This window comes from Ligilactobacillus sp. ESL1201, from assembly GCF_058503265.1.
Window position 1 is genome coordinate 390,066 of sequence record NZ_CP196362.1, and the last position, 24,255, is coordinate 414,320.

The following is a 24,255-nucleotide window of genomic DNA, read 5'->3' on the forward strand; positions in this document are numbered from 1 at the left end:
TTAAATTAACTTTCCCCCAGTTGCAAAGGTTGTATTTGGGGTACAAATAAATTAAACTGTAGTTAATGTGTGAAACATTAGGGTTAACATGTTGTTTCACAAAAGCAAAGATAAGAGGGATGGCATGACACCAATAGAATTTGTGGCCGAATTACACAAACAACAAATCGATTTGACCGAACAGCAGGTCCACCAGTTTGCGACTTATTATGAGTTGCTAGTCGAGTGGAACCAAAAAATTAACTTGACTGCCATCACTGCTAAAGAAGAGGTCTACAGCAAACATTTTTACGACTCACTGACCCCCGCTTTTTACCTCCCGACTTTGCGTGCGCAAAAATTAGCAGTGTGCGACGTTGGTGCGGGAGCGGGTTTTCCGTCGGTGCCACTGAAAATCGCTTTTCCGCAGTTAAAGATCACGATCGTAGATTCATTGAATAAGCGGCTCAAATTTCTAGCCACGCTGATCGAGCAGTTAGGCTTAACGGACGTTACTTTGACGCACGCACGGGCCGAGGACTTTGGTGCTAAAAAAAGTCCCGCACGCGCGCACTATGACGTGGTGATGGCGCGGGCAGTCGCTAAAATGCCGGTGCTAGTCGAGTTATGCTTGCCGCTGGTCGCTGTTGGCGGTAAGTTGGTGGCGCTAAAAGCGAAAAATGCGCAGGTGGAATTACAAGAGGCGCACAAGGCGATCACGCTTTTGGGCGGTAAAACAGTCGCAAGAGAGGTTTTGGATTTACCACAAAGCCAAGAACAGCGCCAAATTATTATTATTAATAAGGAAAAACAAACTCCGGTAAAATATCCGCGTAAAGCGGGGGTACCGGCAAAAGAACCGTTACTGTAAAAAGAAGGTGGGAGTAAATGGCATTTTCTTTTTTTAACCATAAAACGCCGACGACTTCAGCACAACAAACGATCACTAAGATCTCCTTGGACCGGATCGTACCGAATCGGTTTCAACCCCGGCGGGTGTTTAGTGCGGCTAGTATTGCTGAGCTGGCACAGACACTTGAAGAACACGGCTTGCTTCAACCGATCGTCGTGCGTAAATTACCAGATGATGGACGTTACGAGATCATTGCCGGGGAGCGACGTTTTCGAGCCGCCCAAAAGCTAGGTTGGAGTGAAATTGCGGCGATTGTTCGCCAGATGTCAGACCAAGAAACGGCGTCGTTTGCGCTGATCGAAAATTTGCAAAGAGAACAGCTCAGCGTGATCGAAGAAGCAAAAGCCTACCAAAAACTAATAGAACTGAATCATTGTACGCAAAAGCAATTGGCCGAGGCGTTAGGCAAAAGTCAGTCATTTGTCGCTAACAAATTAAGGTTATTAAAGCTGATCCCGCCGGTCCAAGAGGCGTTATTGAACCGCCAACTCAGTGAACGACACGGCCGTGCTTTGGTAACGGCTTCCCCCAAACAACAGCAGGTGTTATTACAAAAGATCTTGACGGAAAAACTGTCCGTCAAAGAAATCGAACAGTTGTTGCAGGCTAAAAAGGCTAAGCCTACTAAAAAAGTGAAGCTCAAGGGTAGTGCTAAGAGCGCCAAGATCGCGACTAATACGATCCGACGGGCGCTTAAAATGGTTCGTGCTAGTGGCATTGAGTTGCAGACTAGCGAGGAAGATCATGCGGATTTTCACCGGATCGTGATCGATATTCCGGTCGCAACACAGAAGACAAAACAAAAGGGGAGATCCTAATATGGCAGTAGTGATTGCACTGGCCAACCAGAAAGGCGGCGTCGGAAAAACTACGACGGGGATCAATTTAAGCGCTTGTTTGGCGCGTAAAGGTCAGCGGGTCTTACTGGTAGATTTAGACGCACAGGGTAATGCTACCAGCGGACTGGGGGTTCATAAGTCAGAGATCAAACAAGACATTTACGATATTTTGATTAATGAAACTCCGGTGCAAGAGGTAGTTTTGCACACTAAAACTCGGGGGTTAGACTTGGTCCCGGCGACGATCCGGTTATCGGGAGCGGAGATCGAATTGACCGCGCAGATGGCTCGCGAAAAGCGTTTAGCGGACGCGTTGTTACCTATCATTGACGATTACGATTATGTTTTGATCGACTGCCCGCCGTCGTTAGGCTTACTGACGATCAATGCTTTTACGACCTGTGATAGCATTTTGATTCCCGTCCAGACTGAATATTACGCGATGGAAGGGCTAAGTCAGCTGATGAATACGATCCGTTTGGTGCAAAAACATTTCAACCCCATGCTTAAGATCGAAGGGGTATTGCTGACGATGTATGACGCGCGGACTAATTTAGCTAACCAAGTAGTTGACGAAGTTAAGAGTTACTTTAAGCAAAAAGTTTACCAGACGATCATTCCGCGTAGCGTGCGACTGTCAGAAGCACCCAGCCACGGAATGGCAATCATTGATTATGATCCAAATTCCAAGGGAGCTTGGAAATATGCCCAACTAGCAAAGGAGGTCTTGGCTGCTCATGACACAGAATAAAAAAGGCTTAGGGCGCGGGATCGAGGCTTTATTTACCGATTTTACCCAGGAACAAGTTGGCGACGAAACGGTGGTCGAATTAGAATTGGAACAGATCAGACCCAACCCTTACCAACCGCGGAAGGATTTTGCCCAAGACGCGTTGAATGAGTTAGCTAATTCGATCGCGAAAAATGGGGTCTTCCAGCCGATCATCGTGCGGCGTTCTGCCATCAAAGGTTACGAGATCATTGCCGGAGAACGGCGTTTTCGGGCTTCTAAGATCGCGGGTAAACAAACTATTCCGGCGATCATTCGCCAGTTAGACGACGAGCTGATGATGGAGATCGCGGTGCTAGAAAACTTGCAACGCGAGGACTTGAATCCAATCGAAGAAGCGCAGGCCTACGAGATGCTGATGGAAAAATTAGACCTAACACAGACTCAAGTGGCGCAACGTTTAGGCAAATCGCGTCCGTATATCGCTAATTACCTGCGCTTACTGAGTTTGCCGGTACCCGTTAAGCAGATGATTCAAGATAAGAAGTTGTCGATGGGACAAGCCCGGACGCTACTTTCGTTACAAAATAAAGATCAGTTACTGGCACTGGCTCAAAAAGCGCAGGACCAAAAGATGACCGTGCGGCAATTGGAGGCCGCGGTCGCTAACTTGAACGGCAAACGCAAGCGGGCCCCCAAAAAGCAGTCCCCGTTTTTAAAGGAGAGCGCTAATCAACTGGAAGAAAAGTTTGGCACCAAGGTAGCCATTAAAAACGAGAAGTCTGGTAAGGGTAAAATCGAGATCAAGTATTTTTCCAGTGAGGACTTGAACCGGATCTTAGCTGTTTTGCAGGTCAATTTAGATTAGGTGGTGGGTAAATGTACGGTTTGCATGATTTAGTTGAAATGAAAAAAAAGCATCCCTGTGGCGCAAATTGTTGGGAAATCGTGCGCATGGGAATGGATATTAAGATTAAATGCACGGAATGTGGCCGGCTGGTCATGTTATCGCGGCGTGAATTTGAACGCAGGATGAAAAAGGTACTACAAAAACACACAGATCAAGGAGAAGTGAAATAAATGGCACTGACAGCAGGGATCGTTGGTTTGCCCAACGTAGGTAAATCGACTTTATTTAATGCAATCACTAAGGCGGGAGCCGAGATGGCTAATTACCCGTTTGCGACGATCGAACCTAACGTAGGGATGGTCGAGGTCCCCGACAAACGACTCGCACAGATCGATAGCATTATTCCGGCTAAAAAGATCATTCATACGACCTTTGAATTTACTGACATCGCAGGGATCGTGAAGGGCGCAAGTAAGGGTGAAGGTTTAGGTAACCAGTTTTTGGAAAACATTAGGCAAGTTGACGCGATCGTTCACGTTGTACGGGCCTTCGACGATGAAAATGTGACCCACGTATCCGACAAAATCGCACCGCTAGACGATATTGAAACGATCAATTTGGAATTAACGCTGGCCGATTTAGAAGCCGTCAATAAGCGTTATACTAAAGTTGAAAAGGTAGCCCGGACTACTAAAGACAAGGAAGCTTTGGCCGAGTTTGCAGTTTTAGAAAAGATCAAGCCGGTGTTAGAAGCGGGGAAGCCGGTGCGGTCGTTAGCATTTAACGAAGAAGAACAAAAAATCGTGCGCGGGTTATTTTTACTGACCGCTAAGCCGGTTTTGTATGTTGCCAATATTGCCGAAAGCGATATGGCCCAACCCGACCAGTCGCATTATTACCAAGAGATCAAAAATTACGCGCAAAGCGAAGGGGCTCAGGCTTTGGCTGTTTGTGCTCAGACGGAAGAAGAGATCGCCGAACTGCCGGAAAGTGACCGCCAGGATTTCTTAGCTGCTGAGGGTGTTAGCGAATCGGGTTTGGATCGTTTGATCGCCGCTTCTTACAAGTTGTTAGGCTTAGCAACTTTCTTCACTGCTGGTGGCAAGGAAACGCGGGCTTGGACGTTTAAACAGGGAATGAAAGCCCCTCAAGTTGCGGGGATCATTCATTCTGATTTTGAACGGGGCTTTATCCGGGCAGAAACCGTCTCTTACGATGATCTAGTCAAGTATGGCAGTTTGCAAGCCGCACGACAGGCGGGACGTTTGCGTTTAGAAGGTAAGGAATACGAGGTTCAAGACGGCGATATTATTGAATTTCGTTTCAATGTTTAATAATAAACGGAGGAATTAGCGTGGCAGAAAAAACGACTAGGCAAAAAAATCAAGATGCTGCTGCAAAGCAAAACGCATATTTGAAAGAAGAACAAAAAGAGCAACAACAGGCAGCCGTTTCTTATGCTGCACTGACTAAGCGTAACGAAGATTTTATGTTTCACTTGAACAAAAATTTAACGGCGCACAATTATGATGAACAAAAAAAGCAAGCTGCACTGGATAAAACCTACCATGAATTACTGGAAAACCAAAAAAAGGGGATCACTGCGGCTAGACTTTACGGTACCGCCAATCAGTACGCGCAAAAAGTGATCGCGGGTAAGACGGAAAAGCCGAAAAAGCGCAGCATTAAAGAACTTTTTTGGGTAATGTCACTAGACAATGGACTGTTGATGTTGATCATGTTTTGCGTGATGTATGCGATCATGGGCTTTTTTGTTAACAAGCAAAATCAAGCGCTGGAAGGCGGTTGGATCACGCTTTTGAGCGTTTCTGTGATCGCCGGTTTAGGTTTGGCGGCACTGAATATCGTGATGGACCCGCAGATCTCGGGCAATGCTAGTCATAAATGGTTGCGCGGGATCGCGGCGACTTTGGCACTGATCGTTTTGTGGTTTGTTTTATTTGCACTGATCAGTAAGATCCCAGCGGCGATCAACCAAAATCTTAGCCCGTTGATGTACGTGATCGTTGGTGTGGTAGCTTTTGGTGCCCGCTATTACCTTAAAAATAAACTGAATTTTCCGCGTCCAACGCGTTAGTAACTGAACAAAGGAGACGAATTTGATGGCTAAAGAAACTTTTTATTTGACGACCCCGATTTATTATCCGTCCGGTAAATTACATATCGGCAACGCGTATACGACGATCGCGTGCGATGTTTTAGCCCGGTATAAACGCCTGCAAAATTTTGACGTGTTCTTTTTGACTGGGACCGATGAGCACGGTCAAAAGATCGAAGAAAAAGCCGAGCAACTCAACTTGCAACCTCAACAGTATGTCGATCAGATGGCGGCTGGAGTGCAACAATTATGGCAGCTGTTAGAGATTTCTAACGACAAGTTTATTAGGACGACTGACGATTACCACGAAAAAGCAATTCAAAAGATTTTTCAAAAGCTGTTGGACCAAGGAGATATTTACCTGGGCAAGTATAAGGGGTGGTACTCCGTTTCGGACGAAGAGTATTTTACGGAATCGCAGTTGAGCGAAGTTTACCGCGACGAAAATGGCCAAATGACCGGGGGCAAGGCTCCGTCCGGCCACGAAGTGACTTTAGTGGAAGAAGAAAGCTACTTTTTCAAGATGAGTAAATATGCCGACCGGTTGGTGGCCTATTATAATGAACATCCTGATTTTATTATTCCCCAAAGTCGTAAAAATGAAATGCTAAAAAACTTCATCAATCCCGGACTAGAAGATTTGGCGATTACCCGAACCAGTTTTAACTGGGGCGTCAAGGTCCCTAACGACCCGAAACACGTGGTCTACGTGTGGATCGACGCACTGTGCAACTATATTACGGCGTTAGGTTACGGTTCGGCTGACGATTCGTTATTTAAAAAATACTGGCCCGCAGATATTCACATGGTCGGTAAAGAAATCGTGCGTTTCCATTCGATCTACTGGCCGATCATTTTAATGGCACTCGACTTGCCGCTACCAAAACATATTATCGGTCACGGCTGGTTGTTGATGAAAGACGGAAAGATGTCGAAGTCTAAGGGAAACGTGGTCTATCCTGAGATGCTCGTAGAACGTTACGGGTTGGATGCCTTGCGTTACTACCTGATGAGGGCGGTACCGTTTGGCAACGATGGCTTGTTTACCCCCGAAGATTTTGTGGCGAAGGTCAATTACGATTTGGCAAACGACTTAGGAAACTTGTTGAACAGAACGGTTGCGATGATCAATAAGTATTGTGACGGCAAAATTCCGGCACTCAAAGCGGGAGTCACCGAATTCGATGGCGATTTAGAGCAAAGTGCCGCCACTGTTTTGCAGGAGTACCAAAAAGAAATGGACGAGGTGCACTTTGCTAACGCACTAGCTGCGCTATGGAAGTTTATTTCCCGCTCTAACAAATATATCGACCAAACAGAGCCGTGGGTGCTGGCTAAAGATCCTGTTAAAAAAGAACAACTAGACAGTGTTTTGGCACACTTAGCTGCTTGCTTACGGTTGGTGGCAGTTTTACTGCAGCCGGTAATGACGCACACACCTAAAGAAATTTTTGAACAACTCGGTTTACCCGCAGGACAGGTCATGATCGCCGGTGTTAGTTACTTTGATTTACCGTTAGGTTGTCAGGTAGTTGCTAAGGGGACCCCGATCTTTCCGCGGTTGGATACCGCAAAAGAAGTTGCCTATATTCAGTCTAAGATGACGAAAAACGAAAAGGCTAAGGGCAGAAAAGCGATGGCTGCTCAAAAGCAACAAGTGCTCAGCGACAATGATGAATTGAAGCTGACCAAAAAAGAAATTCGCTTCGATAAGTTCGACAAGGTAGAATTAAGAGTAGCTCAGATCAAGGCGGTTTCTAAGGTAGCTGGTGCTGACAAGCTGTTACAATTTACGCTTGACGCGGGCGATCCTAAGCCACGGCAGATCCTTTCGGGGATCGCGCAGTGGTACCCGCAACCGGAAAAATTGGTGGGACAAAAAGTGATTGCAGTGGTCAATTTGCAGCCCCGCAAAATGCGCGGGCAGGTCAGCCAGGGAATGTTGCTGTCGGCAGAATACGGTGATCAGGTTCAGTTAGTAACGGTGCCAGAACAGATCCCGGCAGGCTCACCGGTCAGCTAAAAATTACATGATATAGGGGGAGTACGATCAAACAAGTTGTGAGTCAAGCCGGTTAGCGGTCGTGGACTAAGTGGCACTGACAAGCAAATCCTGTACTTAGATTTGTTTGTCAGTGTCCTTAGTACCTAGACTGCTGGCTTGAAAAACGCGATTAAGTCTATTACTTACGGAAAAAATGGGGCCGGAACAAAATGACTTTTGTCCCGGTCTTTTCTTTATTTTCATGGAAATGAAGTTTGATGTCTGGTAAAACTGTTGTACTTAAGCGGGGAAAGAAGGTCAAACTAATGGAAATTTTTGATTCGCACACGCATATCAACGCCACTGAATTTGCTAATGATGTGCCCGACGTGATCTTACGGGCGCAAGCGGCGGGCGTGACGAGAATGTTAGTTTTAGGTTATGATAAGCCCAGTACGGTAGCATTGACTACGTTGTTAGCAAAATACCAGAACGTGTACGGAGCGTTGGGCTGTCACCCAGAAGACGCTGCTAAATACGATCAACAAGTAAGACGCCAACTGGCAACGGCGCTGCAACGGCCCAAAATGGTGGCTGTTGGTGAAATTGGTTTGGACTATCATTGTGACGTTGCCCCTGACTTACAGCAAAAAGTTTTTTGGGACCAGTTAATGTTGGCTAAGGAGTTACACTTGCCGGTTTGCGTGCATAACCGGGAGGCCTTTGCCGATTGTTATTGCCTGTTAAAAAAAGCAGACGTCGGGTGTTATGGCGGGATCATGCATAATTTCAACGGCAATGCATCTTGGGCCCAGCGTTTTTTGGACCTGGGAATGGAACTTTCTTATAGCGGAGTGATCACTTTTAACAAGGCGCAAGAAGTAAGGCAGGCTGCCTTAGCAACGCCTGTGGAACACTTGCTGGTAGAAACCGATGCGCCGTACCTGACACCCGTTCCCTACCGTGGTAAATTAAATGAGCCTGCGCTGACCCGTTATACTTTGGAATACGTGGCTCAGTTAGTGCACGTTTCCGCCGCCCAACTCGCGGCAATCACTACTAAAAATACGAAAAGAGTGCTGCATATCAATGACTGAAAAACCAAACGTGCAAGAAGTGATCGTAGTTGAAGGCAAAGACGATACCAAAAGGATCAAAGAAGCCCTCAACGCCGACACGTTAGAAACTCGGGGTTCTGCGATCGATGAAGCTACGTTAAAACAGATCGCCCGCTTGAATCAGACCCGGGGTGTGATCGTTTTTACCGATCCGGATTTTCCCGGTGAAAAAATTAGAAATACGATCCAACAGGCAGTCCCCGGAGTTAAGCACGCTTTTTTGGCTAAGAAAGCGGCTCGTCCTCATAAGAAGGGGAGCCTAGGAGTAGAACACGCTAGTCCCCGTGCCATTCGGCAGGCGTTAGCCCACGTTTACACGGAAAAACCGGCGGGACAAGAATTGATCACTAAAGAAGACCTGTTAGCCGCTGGACTAGTTGCCGGACCGCACGCCAAGCAGAAACGAACGGTGTTGTGCGAAAGCTTGCAGCTCGGTTACGTCAACGGTAAGCAGTTGTATAAGCGGCTTAAACTATTTCAAGTGACGGCTGCAGATTTTGCGGCGGCACTTAAAGACGTGCAAAAGTGGGAGGAAAAACATGGATTATGAAATTGGTTCGCCGACGCGTACCCGGGCGATCATGGCTACGTATGGTTTACGTTCTAAAAAAAGTTTGGGACAAAATTTCTTAACGGACTTGGACGTTTTGCAGCAGATCGTGGCGGCGGCAGAGGTAGATGAAAATGACGATGTGCTTGAAATTGGTCCGGGGATCGGTGCGTTGACAGAACAACTGGCTAAAAAAGCACACCACGTGTTGGGATTAGAGATCGATCAAGATCTGCTACCCGTTTTGGCAGAAACGTTGGCTGACTATACTAACGTGACTATTATCCACCAGGATATTTTGCAAGCGGATCTAGCCGAGTTGCTGGACCGTTATTTCGATGGCAAGCATCCGGTGAAGATCGTGGCTAATTTGCCGTACTATATCACGACGCCCATCATTACTAAGGTACTGGCTGCGCCTGCCGCTTTTGCGTCTATCACGGTGATGTTGCAGCTAGAAGTGGCGCAGCGTTTTACGGCTGCTCCGGGGGGGAGACAATACGGTTCACTGACTGTTGAAATTGAGTACCGCGCAGACGCTCAGATCAAATTCAAGGTTCCGAGGACTGCGTTTATTCCCCAACCGGCTGTCGATTCGGCGATCATTGTGCTTCAAAAAAAGCAGCCACGGTTAAGCACGGAAGATGAAGACTATTTCAATCGGGTAGTGCGCGGCAGCTTTATGCATAAGAGGAAAAATTTATGGAACAACTTGTTAGGGACTTTTGGCAGGGAAGAGGACACTAAAGAGAAGTTGCAGGCAGTTTTAGCTCAGGTGAAGATCTCGCCGCAGGTGCGAGCCGAGACGCTTAGCTTGGAGCAATTTATTGCAATGAGTGCGGCTTTGTCTCGGTGCGGCCTTAAAATTAAATGATAAAATTAGTTTAACTATTGCATTTTCGTGTGTTGTTATGGTAAAATTGAAATTTTTATCTAATTATGGTATAATAGAACGCACGAAGGGGTTGAGGTTATGCCGCTGACACTGGCTGCAATTAAAAAGCGCCTTGATAATCGGATCGGTAATAATTTGACGGTAACGACTCAAGTCGGGCGCAAAAAGGCGACTACTAAACACGGAGTATTGCGTGAAACTTTTCCGGCTGTTTTTGTAGTTGAACTGGATCAAAAGGACGCATTAAAACGGGTTTCGTATAGTTATACGGATGTTTTAACGAAGAATATTGCTTTAGATTTTGATAGTGAATAAGTTGAGCTGAAAAACAACCACGGGTTATGATGGCTGGCGGCACAAGAAGCGAGGAAGCTAATTATTTTGAGTACCGTGCTTAGCCTATTATTTACGGAGATACAAAAGGGACTGGGGCAAATTGATTTTGTCGCAGTTCCTTTTTTTATGGTAATTTTGGGACTAAGCGACATGGCTTTACAGCTTGTTTTAATCGTGTCCCAGCTGGCGGCCGCTTAGTTTAACTATGCTAAAAACAAAACCCGAGTTCCCAGTTAGGTTAACTTCAGCGACCAACCGCTAGCTTTTACGTCTTAGTTGTTTTGTCTCACCAAATATACCTGCGGGCAAAACCCACGTAAGCTGTTGTAAACGCGCAGGGCCTGAGAACGTTGCTGACAAACGCCAAAAACTGTCGGGCCCGTTCCACTCATTACCGCGGCGTTGACTCCAAACTGGAGCATTTTATTTTTGATCTTGCGCACTTCTTCGTATTCTCCCATGGTGATCGGTTCTAAGACGTTTCCCATGTTGGCGGTCATTTGGGCGAAGTTATTTTCTCGTGCGGCGCTAATAAAGGCACCCAAGTCTAGGTGATGTAGTTTTTGGTAGTCGATCTGTTTTAAGATCCGGGGTGTCGAAACGCTGATCAGTGGTTTGACGATCACAAACCACATCGCAGGCATTGCCAGTGGGGTAACGATCTCGCCTCTGCCCGTGACGATCGCCGATTGACTGTAAACGCAAAAAGGAACGTCGGAATCGATTTCGAGTCCGATTTTTGCCAACTGTGCGTTATTTAATTGTAAGTGCCACATTTGATTTAAAGCCCGTAAAACTGCAGCGGCGTCGGCCGAACCACCGCCCATTCCCGCCGAAACGGGGATTTTTTTGGAGATGTTGATTTGTAAGCCGGTGGTGATCTGAAACATTTTTTTGATTTTAGCCGCGGCTTGGTAACTCAAGTTGCGGCCGTCGGCTGGTAAAAAATCTGCGTCGCTTTCTACGGTGATTTTCCGGGTATTTGTCAGGGACTGAATGCTGATCCTGTCTGCTAAATCGATCGCAGTCATAGCCATTTGCCATTCGGGCTGGCCGTTTTGGTGGCGGTAGGGCGTGTCCAAGCAAAGGTTGAGCTTTGCCGGTGCCTTTACTAGCTGCTCCAAGGTCTCACCTGATTTCTATTTGGGTATTATTTTTCATTATATAGGTTAACTTTGAATTTTAAAAGCACTAGCTTAATTAATGATAAGTCGGCTTTAATGAGAGTTGCGTTTGCCTCCTAAAAGTGATAGCCTTAATTTTGCAATTTATAATAACCGAACGTTAGCTTACAGCCCTTATTAAGGAGTTAAATCTCATTGATTGGGGAATTTTTACATAAAAAAGCGAACACTGATAAGTTAAACTATACTAATCTGGGGGAAGTTAAAATGAAAATCAGAAGAAGCGAAAGATTGATCGATATTACTAATTACTTAATGCAACGGCCACATACTGTGATTTCTTTGACTTTTTTTGCGAAACGTTATGGTTCCGCTAAATCGTCGATCTCAGAGGATCTGGGGATTGTTAAACGCACTTTTCGCGCCCGGGGGATCGGCATTTTAGAAACCATTCCCGGAGCAACTGGTGGAGCGCGTTTTATTCCTTCGATCGCGGAAAGTGAAGTGCGCACTTTTATCGCCGAGATGGTCAAAGAATTGTCCGCTAAAAGTAGGCTACTGCCCGGAGGTTACGTTTATTTGTCAGACTTGTTAGGCAACCCGGCTGTTTTGCGCAAGATCGGGCGGGTGATCGCACGCCAGTATTTAGGACAACAGATCGATGCGGTGATGACGGTGGCAACTAAGGGTGTGCCGATCGCGCAAAGTGTTTCCGAATACCTGAACGTTCCCTTTGTGATCGTGCGGCGTGATTCTAAGATCACTGAAGGCGCCACGGTATCGGTCAATTATGTTTCCGGTTCTAGCGAACGGATCGAAAAAATGGAACTTTCAAAGCGGAGTTTAAAGCGCGGTTCTCATGTTTTAGTGGTCGACGATTTTATTAAGGGTGGCGGCACCGTCAACGGCATGCGGTCGATGATCGAAGAATTTGATTCGGAATTAGTTGGGATCACCGTTTTTGCCGAAGGGGCGTTTACTGGTAAAAGAATGGTCACCGATTATACGTCATTATTAAAAGTTAATCACGTTGACACCGAAAATAAAATGATCGACGTTAGCGCGGGGAGCTATTTGAGTCGGGTGTTTGAACAGCCGGGAAGATAAGGGCCATGGGTTTACACGGGGGAGTAATTGTTAATTTAGGCTAAAATTTATTAGCAAATTTTGATTTTAATTTTTTGTTAGCGGTTGACAATTAAGAGAAAATTATTATATTTTATAATGTGAGTGCTGTTAATTATATTAAAATTTGAGTAGAATGATTTTGTGGTAATGAATAACGGTTCTAGTAAAGAGGGGGAAAAGTATGATCGACGGCAAAAAAATAAGGGAGACGCGCAAAAAGTTGGGGATCTCGCAACAAGATTTAGCGAAAGGAATTACGACACAAGGAACGATCAGCTTGCTGGAGCGGAATTCAACTTCGCCACGGGGGGATATTTTAGCTAAAATCATTTCTCGGTTAGGGTTAAAATTAGAAGACGTAGTGGTCGATAATGAAGTGTTAACGGCCCAACGGTATTTAGACGAAGCTGACAAGCACAGTATGAATTATGAATACGACCAGACCTTGGCTGTATTAAATAAGATCAAAAATATCACGGATAGTGAACAGGAATCACATTACTTATTCTTGCAAACTGACGCTAAAATGTGGCAGACGCGAGATTTTGAAGACGCCTTGTTTGGTTTTAACCGGATCTTGCAGATGCGTAATAAACAAGTCGATATCTATACGGTGTTATCAACGTGTGAACTGGGCGTCGTTTACTTAGAACGCAAGGAAAACAATAAAGCTAGTTTTTATTTTGAACAGGTCCCGGGGTTACTGACTAATATCAACCTCGACGATTACGTTTTTTGGGCCTTGTTTATTTGGGAAAGCTTGACGCGCTACTACTATCACGTACTTGATTTTGATAAGTGCGCGGAAGTTTTAGCTGAGGCGCTGACTTTTGCTAACAAGCACTTTACACCGGTATTTGTGGACGCATTGTACTACACTAACGCGTTAGTGTTGCATGATAAGGCCGGTAAATGGACGACTAAGGCCAGCGAGTATTTGTTAAAATCGTGGGCATTTTCGTCGTTTTCTCAAGACCAGGTATACTTGAAAAAAACAACTAAACTGTTAAATGATTTGGGTTATTTGCCACACTAAGATATGTATGCGAGAGGCGGGGACGAATTTGGTCTCGGCTTCTTTTTGTATCATTGTAAATGAAGACAATCAAGTCCAGTTCAACTTGCTTGTCTTGCTAGGTTAATGCTCAGCGGCTGAACGCCAGCTTTCACAGCTTGTCTAATTGCGTTCCGTCAAGCAGCAGGCTGTGCCTAACTACGCTGCTAAGCAAAGCCCAAGTTCAGACTTTACTTCCCAGCTAGGTTAGTGCTCGCCTGCTAAACGCTTGACTTCACAGCTTGTCTAATTGCGTTTACCTTCCATCTGGGTTATTATGCTCAAGGGAATCAATTTATAATAAGGAGCAGTTAGATGACTTCAAAATATGCGGTGATCTTAGCAGCAGGACGCGGTACCAGAATGAAATCCGGCCTATACAAAGTATTGCACCCAGTGTGCGGTAAGCCAATGGTAGCTCACGTCTTAAACCAGATCCAAAAAAACCAAATGGAAAAAATCGTGACAGTTGTTAGCCAAGGTGCTAATCAAGTTAAAGAAACTTTAAAAGACCAAACTGATTATGTGATCCAAGAAGAACAATTAGGAACGGGCCATGCCGTCTTACAGGCGGAGCGGTTACTGGGCGGCAAAAAAGGTACGACGTTGATCGCTTGTGGCGATACGCCGTTGTTTACCGCCGAAACCTTTGCTGAATTACTGGAATATCACCAGTCGAAAGGGGCGGTGGCGACGATCTTGACCGCTAATACGCCGCACCCTTTTGGCTACGGGCGGATCGTTAGAAATGAAATTGGGATCGTAGATAAAGTCGTCGAGCAAAAAGACGCTAACGAGCAACAAGAAGCGATCCAAGAAATCAACACGGGCGTGTATTGTTTTGATAATGAAGAGTTGTTTGCGGCTCTCCATCAAATCACCAACGATAATGTGCAAGGCGAGTATTATTTGACCGACGTGATCGAGGTTTTGCGTAAAAAAGGAAAAATTATCGCTGCTTATCAGATGAAGGATTTTACGGAATCGTTAGGTGTCAACGATCGCGCCGCACTGGCTAAAGCCACTCGGGTGTTACAGCAGCGTATTAACCGCAAACACCTTGAAAACGGGGTAACGCTGATCGACCCGACAACGACTTACATTGATTGTGACGTCCAGATCGGTAACGACACGGTGATCGAACCCGGCGTTTATTTAAAAGGAAATACCAAAATTGGTAAAAATTGTTTGATCGGTGCCCAGTCGCAGTTATGTGATAGTATTTTAGGCGATCACGTGACCGTCAAGTCCTCACTGCTAGAACAGGCGGTGATGGCAGATGGTTCTGACATTGGTCCGTACAGCCATTTGCGGCCTCAGGCACAGATCGGCGCCAACGTGCACATTGGTAATTTTGTCGAGGTGAAAAAAGCGCAGATCGGTGCCAATACTAAGGTGGGGCATTTGACTTATGTGGGTGATGCTACTTTAGGCAAGGAGATCAACGTGGGCTGCGGGACTGTTTTTGTCAACTACGACGGCGAAAATAAACATCACACCAACGTGGGCGATTATTCCTTTGTCGGTAGCGGTAGCACGCTGATCGCTCCCCTTGAATTGGGTGACCATAGTTATGTAGCCGCGGGGTCGACGATCACGGATGATGTTGCTCCTCATGACATGGCGATCGCGCGGGGCAGACAGGTCAATAAATCCGGTTACTATGATCACTATCCCGTCGCACACGCCGCACAACAAAAAGAGAAAAAAAACGAACAATAGCAGAGGTCTAATGCTAAAACACTTGCTTTTAAACGGAACTTTGCATTAAGATAGATAGGGAAAATTGAACATTTAAATGACTAATGGAGGCTGTTATGTCTGGACACTATAACGATTCGAAGCTGAAAATTTTTGCTTTGAATTCTAATAAACCTTTGGCACAAAAAATTGCGGAAGCTGTCGGTGTGCCTTTAGGTAAAACTTCGGTAGACCGTTTCAGTGATGGTGAGATTCGGATCAATATCGAAGAGAGTATTCGCGGTGATGATATTTTTATCGTACAGTCCACTTCTGCACCGGTCAACGACAATTTGATGGAATTACTGATCATGATCGATGCGTTGCGGCGAGCAAGTGCCCATACGATCAACGTGGTGATCCCTTATTATGGCTATGCGCGCCAGGATCGCAAAGTGCGTTCGCGTGAGCCGATCACCGCTAAGTTAGTAGCCGACATGCTGGAAAAAGCCGGTGCTAACCGCATGATCGCGTTAGATTTACATGCGGCTCAGATTCAAGGTTTCTTTGATATTCCCGTCGATCATTTGATGGGGGCTCCTTTATTAGCGGATTATTTTTTGAACCATGGTTTAGAAAAAGACGCTGTGGTAGTTTCGCCTGATCACGGTGGCGTAACGCGGGCCCGGAAACTGGCCGAGTTTTTGAAAGCGCCGATTGCGATCATCGATAAACGGCGTCCCCGAGCTAATGTGGCGGAAGTCATGAATATCATCGGTGCCGTTAAGGATAAGAAATGTATTTTGATCGACGACATGATCGATACGGCGGGGACGATCACTTTGGCGGCTCAGGCCCTGATCGATGCGGGTGCCACCGAAGTTTATGCCTGTGCAACTCATCCAGTCTTGTCGGGTGCTGCTACTCAGCGGATCGAAAATTCACCGATCAAAGAGTTGGTAGTCACTGATTCGATCGATTTAGCGCCCGAAAAGCAGATAGATAAACTGGTTAAAGTTTCTGTCGGCCCACTGATCGGTGCTGCCATCAAATTAGTACACGAAGACAAGCCCGTTAGTCCATTATTTAAAAATCGTTTTCACGCCCAAGTTTAGTGGTGAAAATAAAGTGGCTGGTACAAAACTTGGTTTTGTCCCAGCCACTTTTTTGTTTTCCGTAAGTAATAGACTTAATCGCGTTTTTCAAGCCAGCAGTCTAGGTACTAAGGACACTGACAAACAAATCTAAGTACAGGATTTGCTTGTCAGTGCCACTTAGTCCACGACTTAACCTGCTTGACTCACAGCTTGTTTGATCGTGCTCCAAAAAGGCAGCAGTTTGCGCTTTTTGTCCCAACTCCGTTTGTATACCCGTAAGTTTAGTTGTTAGTCGTCTTTTTCTGGGGCTTGATCTGTTTTTCTGATCTTCGTGATCTCACCGGAATCAAAGACTTGACCGTCGGCTAAGATCAGCTGTCCCGTATCACTGATATCGGCCGCGATGCCCTGAGTTTGTTTATTACCCTGGGTGATCGTGACGTGTTTTTTGAGGGTAGAGCAGTAGCGGCGGTAAGCGTCCATGTGTTGGGCCGTCGTGTAGTGCTCGTAAAGTGCGAAGAATTCGGATAAGTAGCTACCGATAAATTCGTTACGGGAGACGTGGCATTTTTGCGCGGCTTTTCGGAGTGAGCCGGCGCGTTTTTGTAATTCAGGTGGAAACGTGGTCGGATCGGTTAAAAAATTGATCCCACAACCGACGATGATTTGTTTGAGTGCTCCGTTTTCGAGGTCTGTGACTCCTTCGGTCAGGATCCCGGCGATTTTTTTACCGTCTACTAAAACGTCATTGACCCACTTGATCGTCGGTTGTAACTGTAATTTTTTTTCGATCGTCCGGCACAGTGCGACTGCGGTAGCTGTTGTGAGTAAGCCGGCGTTAAAATTAAGTTGCTGGTTAGTCAGCAAGATACTGAGGTAGATCCCAGTTTTTGGGGGCGATGCAAAATTTCTGCCGTACCTGCCATAGCCGTCAGTCTGCTGGTCACTGATCACTATCATGGGAAATTTGGTGGTAGCAAACGTGCCGAGTTCTTTAGCCCGGCTGTTAGTCGAGGCTAAATTGGAATGGAGTTCAAAGTGCAGTGGAATCTTAGTAGTCAGGTTTTTAGTGATAAAAGTAGTGCTTAAAAGCCCAGAATCGACCAGTAAGTAGCCTAGATGTTGCTTGCTGTGGATCGTAAAGCCCTTTTTTTGCAGGGTTTGGATCGCTTTCCAGATCGCGGTGCGAGAGACTCGCAGTTCGTCGGCCAGTTTTTGTCCGGAGATATAAGTAGTTTGTTTAGCTAAAATAGCTAGAATTCGTTGTGTTGTGTTCATGCGAGTCCCTCCCGTTAAATTAAATAAATTATAAAAGTAAAAAGCACGAGATGCAATTGGAAATTAGGCTCAGGAGTTTGAAAGTGGGGATCGAAATGAAAAAGCTATCACTAAAATGGTTTTGGCTGTTATTTTGGGTGGTCGGTGCATTAGGATTATTTTGTGTGACCACGCATGATGCTTTTTTATATCACAGGCAGGTCGGAGTAGTCGAAAAAGTGCGTAACGATCGGGGCCATCAGACAGTCGACGATTTTAAAAATACGGACCGCCAGTACCACCAGCACCTAACTGTCAGGCTGTTGAATCAAAAAAAGCGAGGACAAAAGTTGCATCTTACTAATACTTGGAGTCAGTCGGGTGCAATGGATCAACGCTTTTACGTGGGCCGGCAAGTCTTTTTAACGTTACGAACGACTACTGCTGGTCAGCTCAGTGGTCAGTTGACCGGTTATAAGAGGGATACGTACCTATTATTGTTGTGTTGGATCGTCGGTGGCGCGTTGCTTTTGTTGATGCGCGTCAGTGGCTTACAGACGATCTTGAGCGTGGTCGTTAATTTTATTCTTTTTTTGGTACTGATCAAGTTAGACGTGACGTTAAACTTAACACATTTTTTCTGGCTGTTCGTAGCCGGCGCCTTGATTTTGACGACGATTTCTTTGATCTTGGTATTAGGAATTAGCCGTCAGTGTTTAGTGACTTGGCTGGCGATCGTCAGTGGAACTGGTGTGGCGTTGGTGATCGGGACGATAGTATTACACTTGGGCAATGATATTCATTATGAAGCGTTAGATTTTGCCACCCAAGCTCCCGAGCAACTCTTTTTGTCCGCCACACTGTTGGGATTGTTAGGTGCAGTGATGGACGCTGCGACCGATATCGTGGCGACGATCTTTGAACTGTGGCGCACCCAGCAGCATTTGCGGTTCAAACAGTTGTTTACCGCCGGGATGGAAGTCGGACAGGCAATCAGCGGACCGTTGATCAACGTTTTATTGCTGATTTTTTTTGCAGAAACCTTTTCTTTGGGAATCTTATACCTGAAAACGGGTAATAGTTTTGCCTATACCTTTGAGTGGACGATGTCTTTGGGAGTGGTGCAAACCTTGATCAGTGGGATTGGGATCGCGTTGGTGATCCCCGCGGCCAGTGCTTTAGCCGCATTAGTTTTGGGGGGAAATAAAAATGCGCACGATTAGTATCTTGACTTTGATCTTAGGAATCCTGTTGGTTCTTGTCGGTCGTAAAAACGGACTACTGTCTTTTTTAGCTCTGTTAGTCAATTTTGTGCTCTTGTTTGTGACGCTGGTATTGTTGGCGGTGGGATTTCCGCCTTTATGGACGACCTTATTTGCCGGAGTTTGCATCCTGGCGATCACGATCTATTGGGGCAGTGCGGATGAAAAAAGCGCGAACGTTTCGTTTATCGCGACGGTGATCGTGTTAGCCATCATGTTGTTGTTGATCGTGGTGTGGGAACGTTTCGTTCAAGTCAAAGGGTTTGCTACCGAACAATCCGAAGAGATCGAAGCCTTTAACCTGCTGGTGGGCATTAATTTTGAACAATTAGTCGTTGCGGTGGCGGTGTTGAGTACGCTAGGAGCGATCGCCGAGGCCGCCATCGCGATTGCCAACGGATTAAATGAAATCATCAAACAAAACAGCCAGATCACTTACTCACAGGTATTTAGCAGCGGTCGTCACATCGGTTTTCAAATCATGGGAACGACTTTTAATACGCTATTTTTTGGGATGTTTGGCAGTGATTTGGCATTGTTTGTTTTGCTATACAAGTTGCATAATAGTCTTGGGTATTATTTTAATTCGAAGATTTTTGTCGGTGAATGTTTGCTGGTGTTATATTCGGCGTTGGCGGTGATCTTGGTGTTAGTGATCACGACTTATTTGTTGGCCAGAAAACAACCCCGAACTACAAAGACGAGTGAGGAAAAGCAGCGAAATGAAAAAGATTAGCACTAAGATCGATGTGAAACTAAACGGTTGCGCGCTAGTAGTGCTCGCAATTTTACTGGTAATTGCCGTGGTGAGCCGGCGGCAGCTATTTTTTTCCAATTTATTTTTTATGAGTGGCCTGCTGCTGGTTTGTCTGGCTTTACTCGACGTTTTGTTGCATGCGCATTTGTTAGCGGGCTGGCAAAAATTACGCCGGGATGACCAAGAAAAACAAGAGCAAATCGACGTCCACAAGGTCGGCAGGCAAAAAAATCAGCCGCTGCACACGGACCGGTTTTGCGTGAACGGCGGCTTGGTTGGTATTTGGTTGATCGTCGGTGCGATCGTAGTGACTCTTTAGTGACACTAATTAGGAGCTATTAAGTGATCGTTTTTCAGGTAGCGTTTGAATTCAGAGTTTGCTTCAGTGGGGGCCAGCATTTCTTTGGGGAAAAAGAAACGCTCGTCGCCACTTTTTTTATCGGTGATCGACTTGACCAACGGGCTGATCGTCGACAGTTCGACTAGCGTATGGTCTTTTTGGGTCAGCTCGATTTGACTGTGTGCGTAATGAGAGTCGGGGCGGTAGGCATCATAAGGCATATCGTAGCTGTCGTTAGTGTCAGTGTAATAGGTCGGATCAAACCCGGCGTTTTTGACTAATTGTTTAAGAGTCGGCAGGTATTTTTGGGTATCTGCAAAGATTTGAACGGATTTTAGCGGGTGCCGGTCCAAAAAACGTTGTGCTAAGTCGCTTAAAATTGGGTCGCTCGCATTACGCCAGAGGGCAAAACAAGTATTTAGCACACCGTCGTCGAGCGTCAGGTAGTCGGTAAGTGTAAAGTTGTCGGTCAAAAACGGGATCAATAATTCCGTGGCCGCACTTTCTTCCAGTTGATTTTCCTGGTAAAGCTTGCGTGCTCGTTGTAATAAATGATCTAAAATGACCTCCATTGAGCGGGACACGGGGTGGAAGTAAACTTGTTGGTACATTTGAAAACGGCTGACGATGTAATCTTCGACGGCGTGCATCCCGCTGATGTCAAAGGTGATCCCGTCGCGGTAAGGGCGCATCACACGCAAGATCCGTGTTAAATCGAAATTGCCATAATTGGTCCCGGTAAAATAAGAATCGCGCAACAAGTAATCCATCCGGTCGGCGTCGGCTTGACTCGAGATCATCTGGACGACTTGGGGATTGGGGTAGGTTTTAGCGATCACGCTGGCGACTTTGGCCGGAAAATCGGGTGCGACTTGGCGTAAGATCTGGTTGACTTGAGTTTGAGGGTCGGTGATGATCTGGCGGGTCATCGCTTCGTGATCAGTATTAAAAATATGTTCGAAGGTGTGTGAGTACGGGCCGTGGCCGATGTCGTGCAGTAACGCGGCACACAGTGCGACTAAACGCTCGTTATCGTCCCATAAACCATCGCCGGCAGTTTGTGTCGGGTAGTTACGTGCGAATAGGTCACAAATTTGGCGGGTGATCTCGTAGACACCGACCGAATGGGAGAAACGGGAGTGTTCGGCGCCGTGAAACGTCAAAGAAGAAGTTCCGAGTTGGTGGATCCGGCGTAACCGCTGGAATTCACGGGTGTTGATCAGTTCTAAGATCACCTGGTGTTGGATGTAAATATAATTATGGATCGGGTCGCGTAAGACTTTTTCCAGTGGCAGCTTTGTTGTATGATAGATAATAATCACCTCTAAATAGTAATAATTAAGTTAATTATAGCATGAATGATGTTTGACTTGAGTTGAAAGGATGAACTGGGAGTGGAAGAAAATAAAGTTGCTGTCATGATCCACATTGCAACGCAAAATGTTCAAGACGGACAAGTCAATAATTTGGAACAAGACGTCGCGGGCCAATTTTTTCAGATCGGACCGACGATTTACTTACGCTACGTAGAAAAATTAGCTAACCAAAAACCAGCAACGGTCACTTTTAAGATCAATGATCAAGGAGAGATCGCGCTGACGAGAAAACAGGAGCAAAATCGTTCCCGGCTCTATTTTGCGGGCAATAAGAAGATCACCGCGCGTTACCAAACACCATACGGGCAGATTCCACTAGTGACCGTGACCCCGAATTTAAGTATTAAACTGGCAGATTATCCGTTACGTGGTAAGATTGCAATCGATTACATTTTATTGTCGGAACAAACGGAGCTGGGGAAGTATCAGATTCGCTTGCAATTCACTGCTTAATATTGTATCCTGAAGTTTAGACTGTGGAAAGGACGTGGGCTAGTTTGAAACTAGAAAAATTCACGGGTATGAATAAAAAGGAACTGTCGATGATCGAAGTTGCACGCGCAATTTTGACGCAAAAAGGCGATGTGATGTCTTTTGTTGACTTAACTAACGAGATCCAGCAGTATCTGGGTAAAAGTGACGAAGAGATTCGGGCCCGCTTGGCACAGTTTTACACGGACCTCAATATCGACGGCAGTTTTATTTCCTTAGGTGATAATCTGTGGGGCTTGCGTTCATGGTACCCGTTTGAATCGATCGACGAGGCTTTAGTGCATTCCGACGAGGAAGATGACGAAGGACATAAAAGCCACCAGAAGGTGAACGCCTTTTTGGATGACGATGTGGTCGACGATGATGTGGTTGATTACGATGAAAATGAAAATCAAGATTATGATGATACCGACGACACGGATGATGCCGAATTAAAGGAATACGGTTCGAGCTTGTCCGATTTAGAGACCGATGACGATGAGGAATTACCGGACGGGATCGAAGGTCAGTTGTCGGAATTAAGTGATGAGGATCTAGCCGATCAAGAAGAATAATTTTGCTTGACGAACGTCTGGTTGTTATGTATGATACTAATTGGGCACTTCAGATTTAATGAAAAAACACAGCTCTCTATTCACAGCGAATAGAGAGCTTATTTATTTTTTGAAGTTTCCCCGCTAATAAATTTAAAGGGGAGCATTAGGACATGACCAAATATATTTTTGTGACTGGCGGAGTAGTTTCGTCTTTAGGAAAGGGAATCGTTGCTTCTTCGCTAGGACGTTTGTTGAAAAATCGTGGCTTAAAAATGACGATTCAAAAATTTGATCCGTATCTTAATGTTGATCCGGGAACGATGAGTCCTTACCAACACGGAGAAGTTTTTGTGACCGATGACGGCACGGAAACCGACCTAGATCTCGGCCATTACGAACGGTTTATCGATATTAATTTGAACAAGTATTCCAACGTGACCACCGGCAAGATTTACTCTGAGGTCTTGAAAAAGGAACGGCGGGGAGATTATTTAGGCGGAACGGTGCAGGTGATCCCGCACGTGACCAATATGATCAAAGAAAAAATCATGCGGGCCGGCACGATTGCGGATGCCGACGTCGTGATCACGGAAATCGGGGGCACGGTGGGAGACATCGAGTCGTTACCGTTTTTAGAAGCGTTGCGGCAGATGCGTTCCGAAGTGGGCGCGGAAAACGTTTTGTACATTCACACCACGCTGGTTCCTTACTTACGAGCTGCTGGTGAGATGAAGACCAAGCCGACCCAACATAGTGTCAAGGAGTTACGCGGATTGGGGATTCAGCCCAATATCTTAGTGCTGCGTACGGAAAAACCGATTTCTCAAGAAATGCGCAATAAGATCGCTAATTTCTGTGACGTTGAGCCGGAGTCGGTGATCGAATCGCTGGACGTGCCGACGTTATACCAGATCCCGTTAAACTTGCAGGCTCAACACATGGACGACATCGTTTGTGAAAAATTACAGTTAGAAACACCACCGGCCGATATGACGGCTTGGCAGGAACTCTGCGAGCGAGTCCAGCACCTGACAGGTACGGTCAAAATTGCGCTAGTCGGAAAATATACCTCGCTACCAGATGCGTATATTTCGGTAAATGAAGCTTTAAAACACGCTGGCTACCAGATCAACGCCGACGTGCAAGTTGATTACTATGATTCGGAAAAGATCACGGCTGAAAATGTGGCGGAGCAGTTGGGCGATTACGATGGCTTGTTGGTACCCGGAGGATTTGGTTCCCGGGGATTAGAAGGGATGATCCAAGCCATCAAGTACGCCCGCGAAAACGACGTGCCGTTTTTGGGAATTTGTTTAGGGATGCAGATGGCTTGTATCGAATTTGCCCGCGACGTCGTGGGCTTAGAAGACGCTAATACTAGAGAAGCTGATCCTCATTGTACTAATAACATCATCGATTTGATGCACGACCAAGAAGATGTCGAAGATCTGGGAGGCACACAGCGTTTAGGACTGTACCCGTGCAAGGTCAAAAAGAACACGGTGACCGCCAAAGCTTATCCTAACCAAGACGTGATCCAGGAACGGCACCGGCATCGTTATGAGTTTAACAATAAATACCGTGAGCTCTTTAAACAACACGGACTAACGTTTGCCGGGATCTCACCGGATAACCGACTGGTAGAAGTCGTGGAATTAAGCGACCATAAATTCTTCGTCGCTTGCCAGTATCACCCGGAATTTTTATCGCGGCCACAGCGTCCGGAAGGGTTGTTTGCTAGCTTTATCAAGGCTGCGGCTCAGGATTAATTTTTAGATTATTGCAATATTAAAAATAGGACCTGGGACAAAACAATGAGTTTTGTCTCAGGCCCTATTT

At 46.0% G+C, this 24,255-nt stretch carries 25 protein-coding genes; 22 read left to right on the forward strand and 3 right to left on the reverse strand.

Annotated features, from left to right (window positions below):
- Positions 1-124: 124 nt before the first annotated feature.
- From rsmG to ACSYSK_RS01960, 12 genes are all read left to right on the forward strand, one after another.
- Positions 125-850: a 16S rRNA (guanine(527)-N(7))-methyltransferase RsmG gene (rsmG, locus tag ACSYSK_RS01905; RefSeq protein WP_491715277.1), complete on the forward strand. Its 726-nt coding sequence runs from the start codon at positions 125-127 to the stop codon at positions 848-850.
- 17 nt (positions 851-867) lie between these two features.
- The gene (noc, locus tag ACSYSK_RS01910; protein ID WP_491715278.1) at positions 868-1,710 is read left to right on the forward strand and encodes a nucleoid occlusion protein; all 843 of its coding nucleotides are present in this window, start codon (positions 868-870) and stop codon (positions 1,708-1,710) included.
- A 1-nt stretch (position 1,711) separates the two neighbouring features.
- Complete coding sequence (locus tag ACSYSK_RS01915) at positions 1,712-2,482, forward strand: ParA family protein (protein WP_491715279.1); 771 nt, start codon at positions 1,712-1,714, stop codon at positions 2,480-2,482.
- Positions 2,469-3,329, forward strand: coding sequence for a ParB/RepB/Spo0J family partition protein (locus ACSYSK_RS01920; RefSeq protein WP_491715280.1), 861 nt, complete (start codon positions 2,469-2,471; stop codon positions 3,327-3,329). The genes ACSYSK_RS01915 and ACSYSK_RS01920 overlap by 14 nt, the downstream gene beginning before the upstream one ends.
- An 11-nt stretch (positions 3,330-3,340) precedes the next feature.
- The gene (locus ACSYSK_RS01925; RefSeq protein WP_491715281.1) at positions 3,341-3,541 is read left to right on the forward strand and encodes a DUF951 domain-containing protein; all 201 of its coding nucleotides are present in this window, start codon (positions 3,341-3,343) and stop codon (positions 3,539-3,541) included.
- Positions 3,542-4,645, forward strand: coding sequence for a redox-regulated ATPase YchF (gene ychF / locus ACSYSK_RS01930; protein ID WP_491715282.1), 1,104 nt, complete (start codon positions 3,542-3,544; stop codon positions 4,643-4,645).
- A 20-nt stretch (positions 4,646-4,665) separates the two neighbouring features.
- Positions 4,666-5,409: a DUF1129 family protein gene (locus ACSYSK_RS01935; RefSeq protein WP_491715283.1), complete on the forward strand. Its 744-nt coding sequence runs from the start codon at positions 4,666-4,668 to the stop codon at positions 5,407-5,409.
- Between the two features lie 22 nt (positions 5,410-5,431).
- Positions 5,432-7,453, forward strand: a complete 2,022-nt coding sequence (gene metG, locus ACSYSK_RS01940; protein ID WP_491715284.1) for a methionine--tRNA ligase — start codon at positions 5,432-5,434, stop codon at positions 7,451-7,453.
- Between the two features lie 287 nt (positions 7,454-7,740).
- Positions 7,741-8,511: a TatD family hydrolase gene (locus tag ACSYSK_RS01945; RefSeq protein WP_491715285.1), complete on the forward strand. Its 771-nt coding sequence runs from the start codon at positions 7,741-7,743 to the stop codon at positions 8,509-8,511.
- Positions 8,504-9,082, forward strand: coding sequence for a ribonuclease M5 (gene rnmV, locus ACSYSK_RS01950; protein WP_491715286.1), 579 nt, complete (start codon positions 8,504-8,506; stop codon positions 9,080-9,082). The genes ACSYSK_RS01945 and rnmV overlap by 8 nt, the downstream gene beginning before the upstream one ends.
- Positions 9,072-9,956, forward strand: coding sequence for a 16S rRNA (adenine(1518)-N(6)/adenine(1519)-N(6))-dimethyltransferase RsmA (gene rsmA, locus ACSYSK_RS01955; protein WP_491715287.1), 885 nt, complete (start codon positions 9,072-9,074; stop codon positions 9,954-9,956). Before rnmV ends, rsmA begins: the two co-directional genes overlap by 11 nt.
- Before the next feature lie 99 nt (positions 9,957-10,055).
- Positions 10,056-10,292, forward strand: a complete 237-nt coding sequence (locus ACSYSK_RS01960) for a Veg family protein (protein ID WP_491715288.1) — start codon at positions 10,056-10,058, stop codon at positions 10,290-10,292.
- 293 nt (positions 10,293-10,585) lie between these two features.
- On the opposite strand, the gene ispE is transcribed toward ACSYSK_RS01960, so the two are convergent.
- Positions 10,586-11,437 carry a 4-(cytidine 5'-diphospho)-2-C-methyl-D-erythritol kinase gene (gene ispE, locus ACSYSK_RS01965; protein WP_491715289.1) on the reverse strand — a complete coding sequence of 284 codons (852 nt, stop codon included), beginning with the start codon at positions 11,435-11,437 and terminating at the stop codon, positions 10,586-10,588.
- Between the two features lie 267 nt (positions 11,438-11,704).
- On the opposite strand from ispE, the gene purR reads away from it, so the two are divergent.
- From purR to ACSYSK_RS01985, 4 genes are all read left to right on the forward strand, one after another.
- A complete protein-coding gene (purR, locus tag ACSYSK_RS01970) occupies positions 11,705-12,544 on the forward strand; it encodes a pur operon repressor (RefSeq protein ID WP_491715290.1) in 840 nt (279 codons plus the stop codon).
- A gap of 202 nt (positions 12,545-12,746) precedes the next feature.
- A complete protein-coding gene (locus tag ACSYSK_RS01975; RefSeq protein ID WP_491715291.1) occupies positions 12,747-13,601 on the forward strand; it encodes a helix-turn-helix transcriptional regulator in 855 nt (284 codons plus the stop codon).
- A 333-nt stretch (positions 13,602-13,934) separates the two neighbouring features.
- Positions 13,935-15,341: a bifunctional UDP-N-acetylglucosamine diphosphorylase/glucosamine-1-phosphate N-acetyltransferase GlmU gene (gene glmU, locus ACSYSK_RS01980; RefSeq protein WP_491715292.1), complete on the forward strand. Its 1,407-nt coding sequence runs from the start codon at positions 13,935-13,937 to the stop codon at positions 15,339-15,341.
- 95 nt (positions 15,342-15,436) lie between these two features.
- The gene (locus tag ACSYSK_RS01985) at positions 15,437-16,414 is read left to right on the forward strand and encodes a ribose-phosphate diphosphokinase (protein WP_491715293.1); all 978 of its coding nucleotides are present in this window, start codon (positions 15,437-15,439) and stop codon (positions 16,412-16,414) included.
- A gap of 270 nt (positions 16,415-16,684) precedes the next feature.
- Here the strand turns inward: ACSYSK_RS01985 and ACSYSK_RS01990 are convergent, their stop codons facing one another.
- A complete protein-coding gene (locus ACSYSK_RS01990) occupies positions 16,685-17,674 on the reverse strand; it encodes a biotin--[acetyl-CoA-carboxylase] ligase (protein ID WP_491715294.1) in 990 nt (329 codons plus the stop codon).
- 95 nt (positions 17,675-17,769) lie between these two features.
- Between ACSYSK_RS01990 and ACSYSK_RS01995 the strand changes: the two genes are divergently transcribed.
- Genes ACSYSK_RS01995 through ACSYSK_RS02005 form a run of 3 tightly spaced genes read left to right on the forward strand, consistent with a single transcriptional unit; the run spans position 17,770 to position 19,991 of the window.
- Positions 17,770-18,876 (forward strand): YibE/F family protein, encoded by a 1,107-nt coding sequence (locus tag ACSYSK_RS01995; protein ID WP_491715838.1) that lies wholly within the window; start codon positions 17,770-17,772, stop codon positions 18,874-18,876.
- On the forward strand, positions 18,863-19,651 hold the full coding sequence (locus tag ACSYSK_RS02000; RefSeq protein WP_491715295.1) for a YibE/F family protein: 789 nt from the start codon (positions 18,863-18,865) through the stop codon (positions 19,649-19,651). The genes ACSYSK_RS01995 and ACSYSK_RS02000 overlap by 14 nt, the downstream gene beginning before the upstream one ends.
- Positions 19,638-19,991, forward strand: coding sequence for a hypothetical protein (locus ACSYSK_RS02005; RefSeq protein ID WP_491715296.1), 354 nt, complete (start codon positions 19,638-19,640; stop codon positions 19,989-19,991). Before ACSYSK_RS02000 ends, ACSYSK_RS02005 begins: the two co-directional genes overlap by 14 nt.
- Positions 19,992-19,996: 5 nt before the next feature.
- Here the strand turns inward: ACSYSK_RS02005 and ACSYSK_RS02010 are convergent, their stop codons facing one another.
- The gene (locus tag ACSYSK_RS02010) at positions 19,997-21,334 is read right to left on the reverse strand and encodes an HD domain-containing protein (RefSeq protein WP_491715297.1); all 1,338 of its coding nucleotides are present in this window, start codon (positions 21,332-21,334) and stop codon (positions 19,997-19,999) included.
- Between the two features lie 72 nt (positions 21,335-21,406).
- Between ACSYSK_RS02010 and ACSYSK_RS02015 the strand changes: the two genes are divergently transcribed.
- The 3 genes from ACSYSK_RS02015 (at position 21,407) to pyrG (ending at position 24,185) form a co-directional block, all read left to right on the forward strand.
- The gene (locus tag ACSYSK_RS02015; RefSeq protein ID WP_491715298.1) at positions 21,407-21,841 is read left to right on the forward strand and encodes a YwiB family protein; all 435 of its coding nucleotides are present in this window, start codon (positions 21,407-21,409) and stop codon (positions 21,839-21,841) included.
- Between the two features lie 44 nt (positions 21,842-21,885).
- Positions 21,886-22,434, forward strand: coding sequence for a DNA-directed RNA polymerase subunit delta (gene rpoE / locus ACSYSK_RS02020; protein WP_491715839.1), 549 nt, complete (start codon positions 21,886-21,888; stop codon positions 22,432-22,434).
- A gap of 152 nt (positions 22,435-22,586) precedes the next feature.
- Entirely contained in the window at positions 22,587-24,185 is a 1,599-nt protein-coding gene (gene pyrG, locus ACSYSK_RS02025; protein WP_491715299.1) for a CTP synthase, read from the forward strand.
- Positions 24,186-24,255 lie beyond the last annotated feature (70 nt).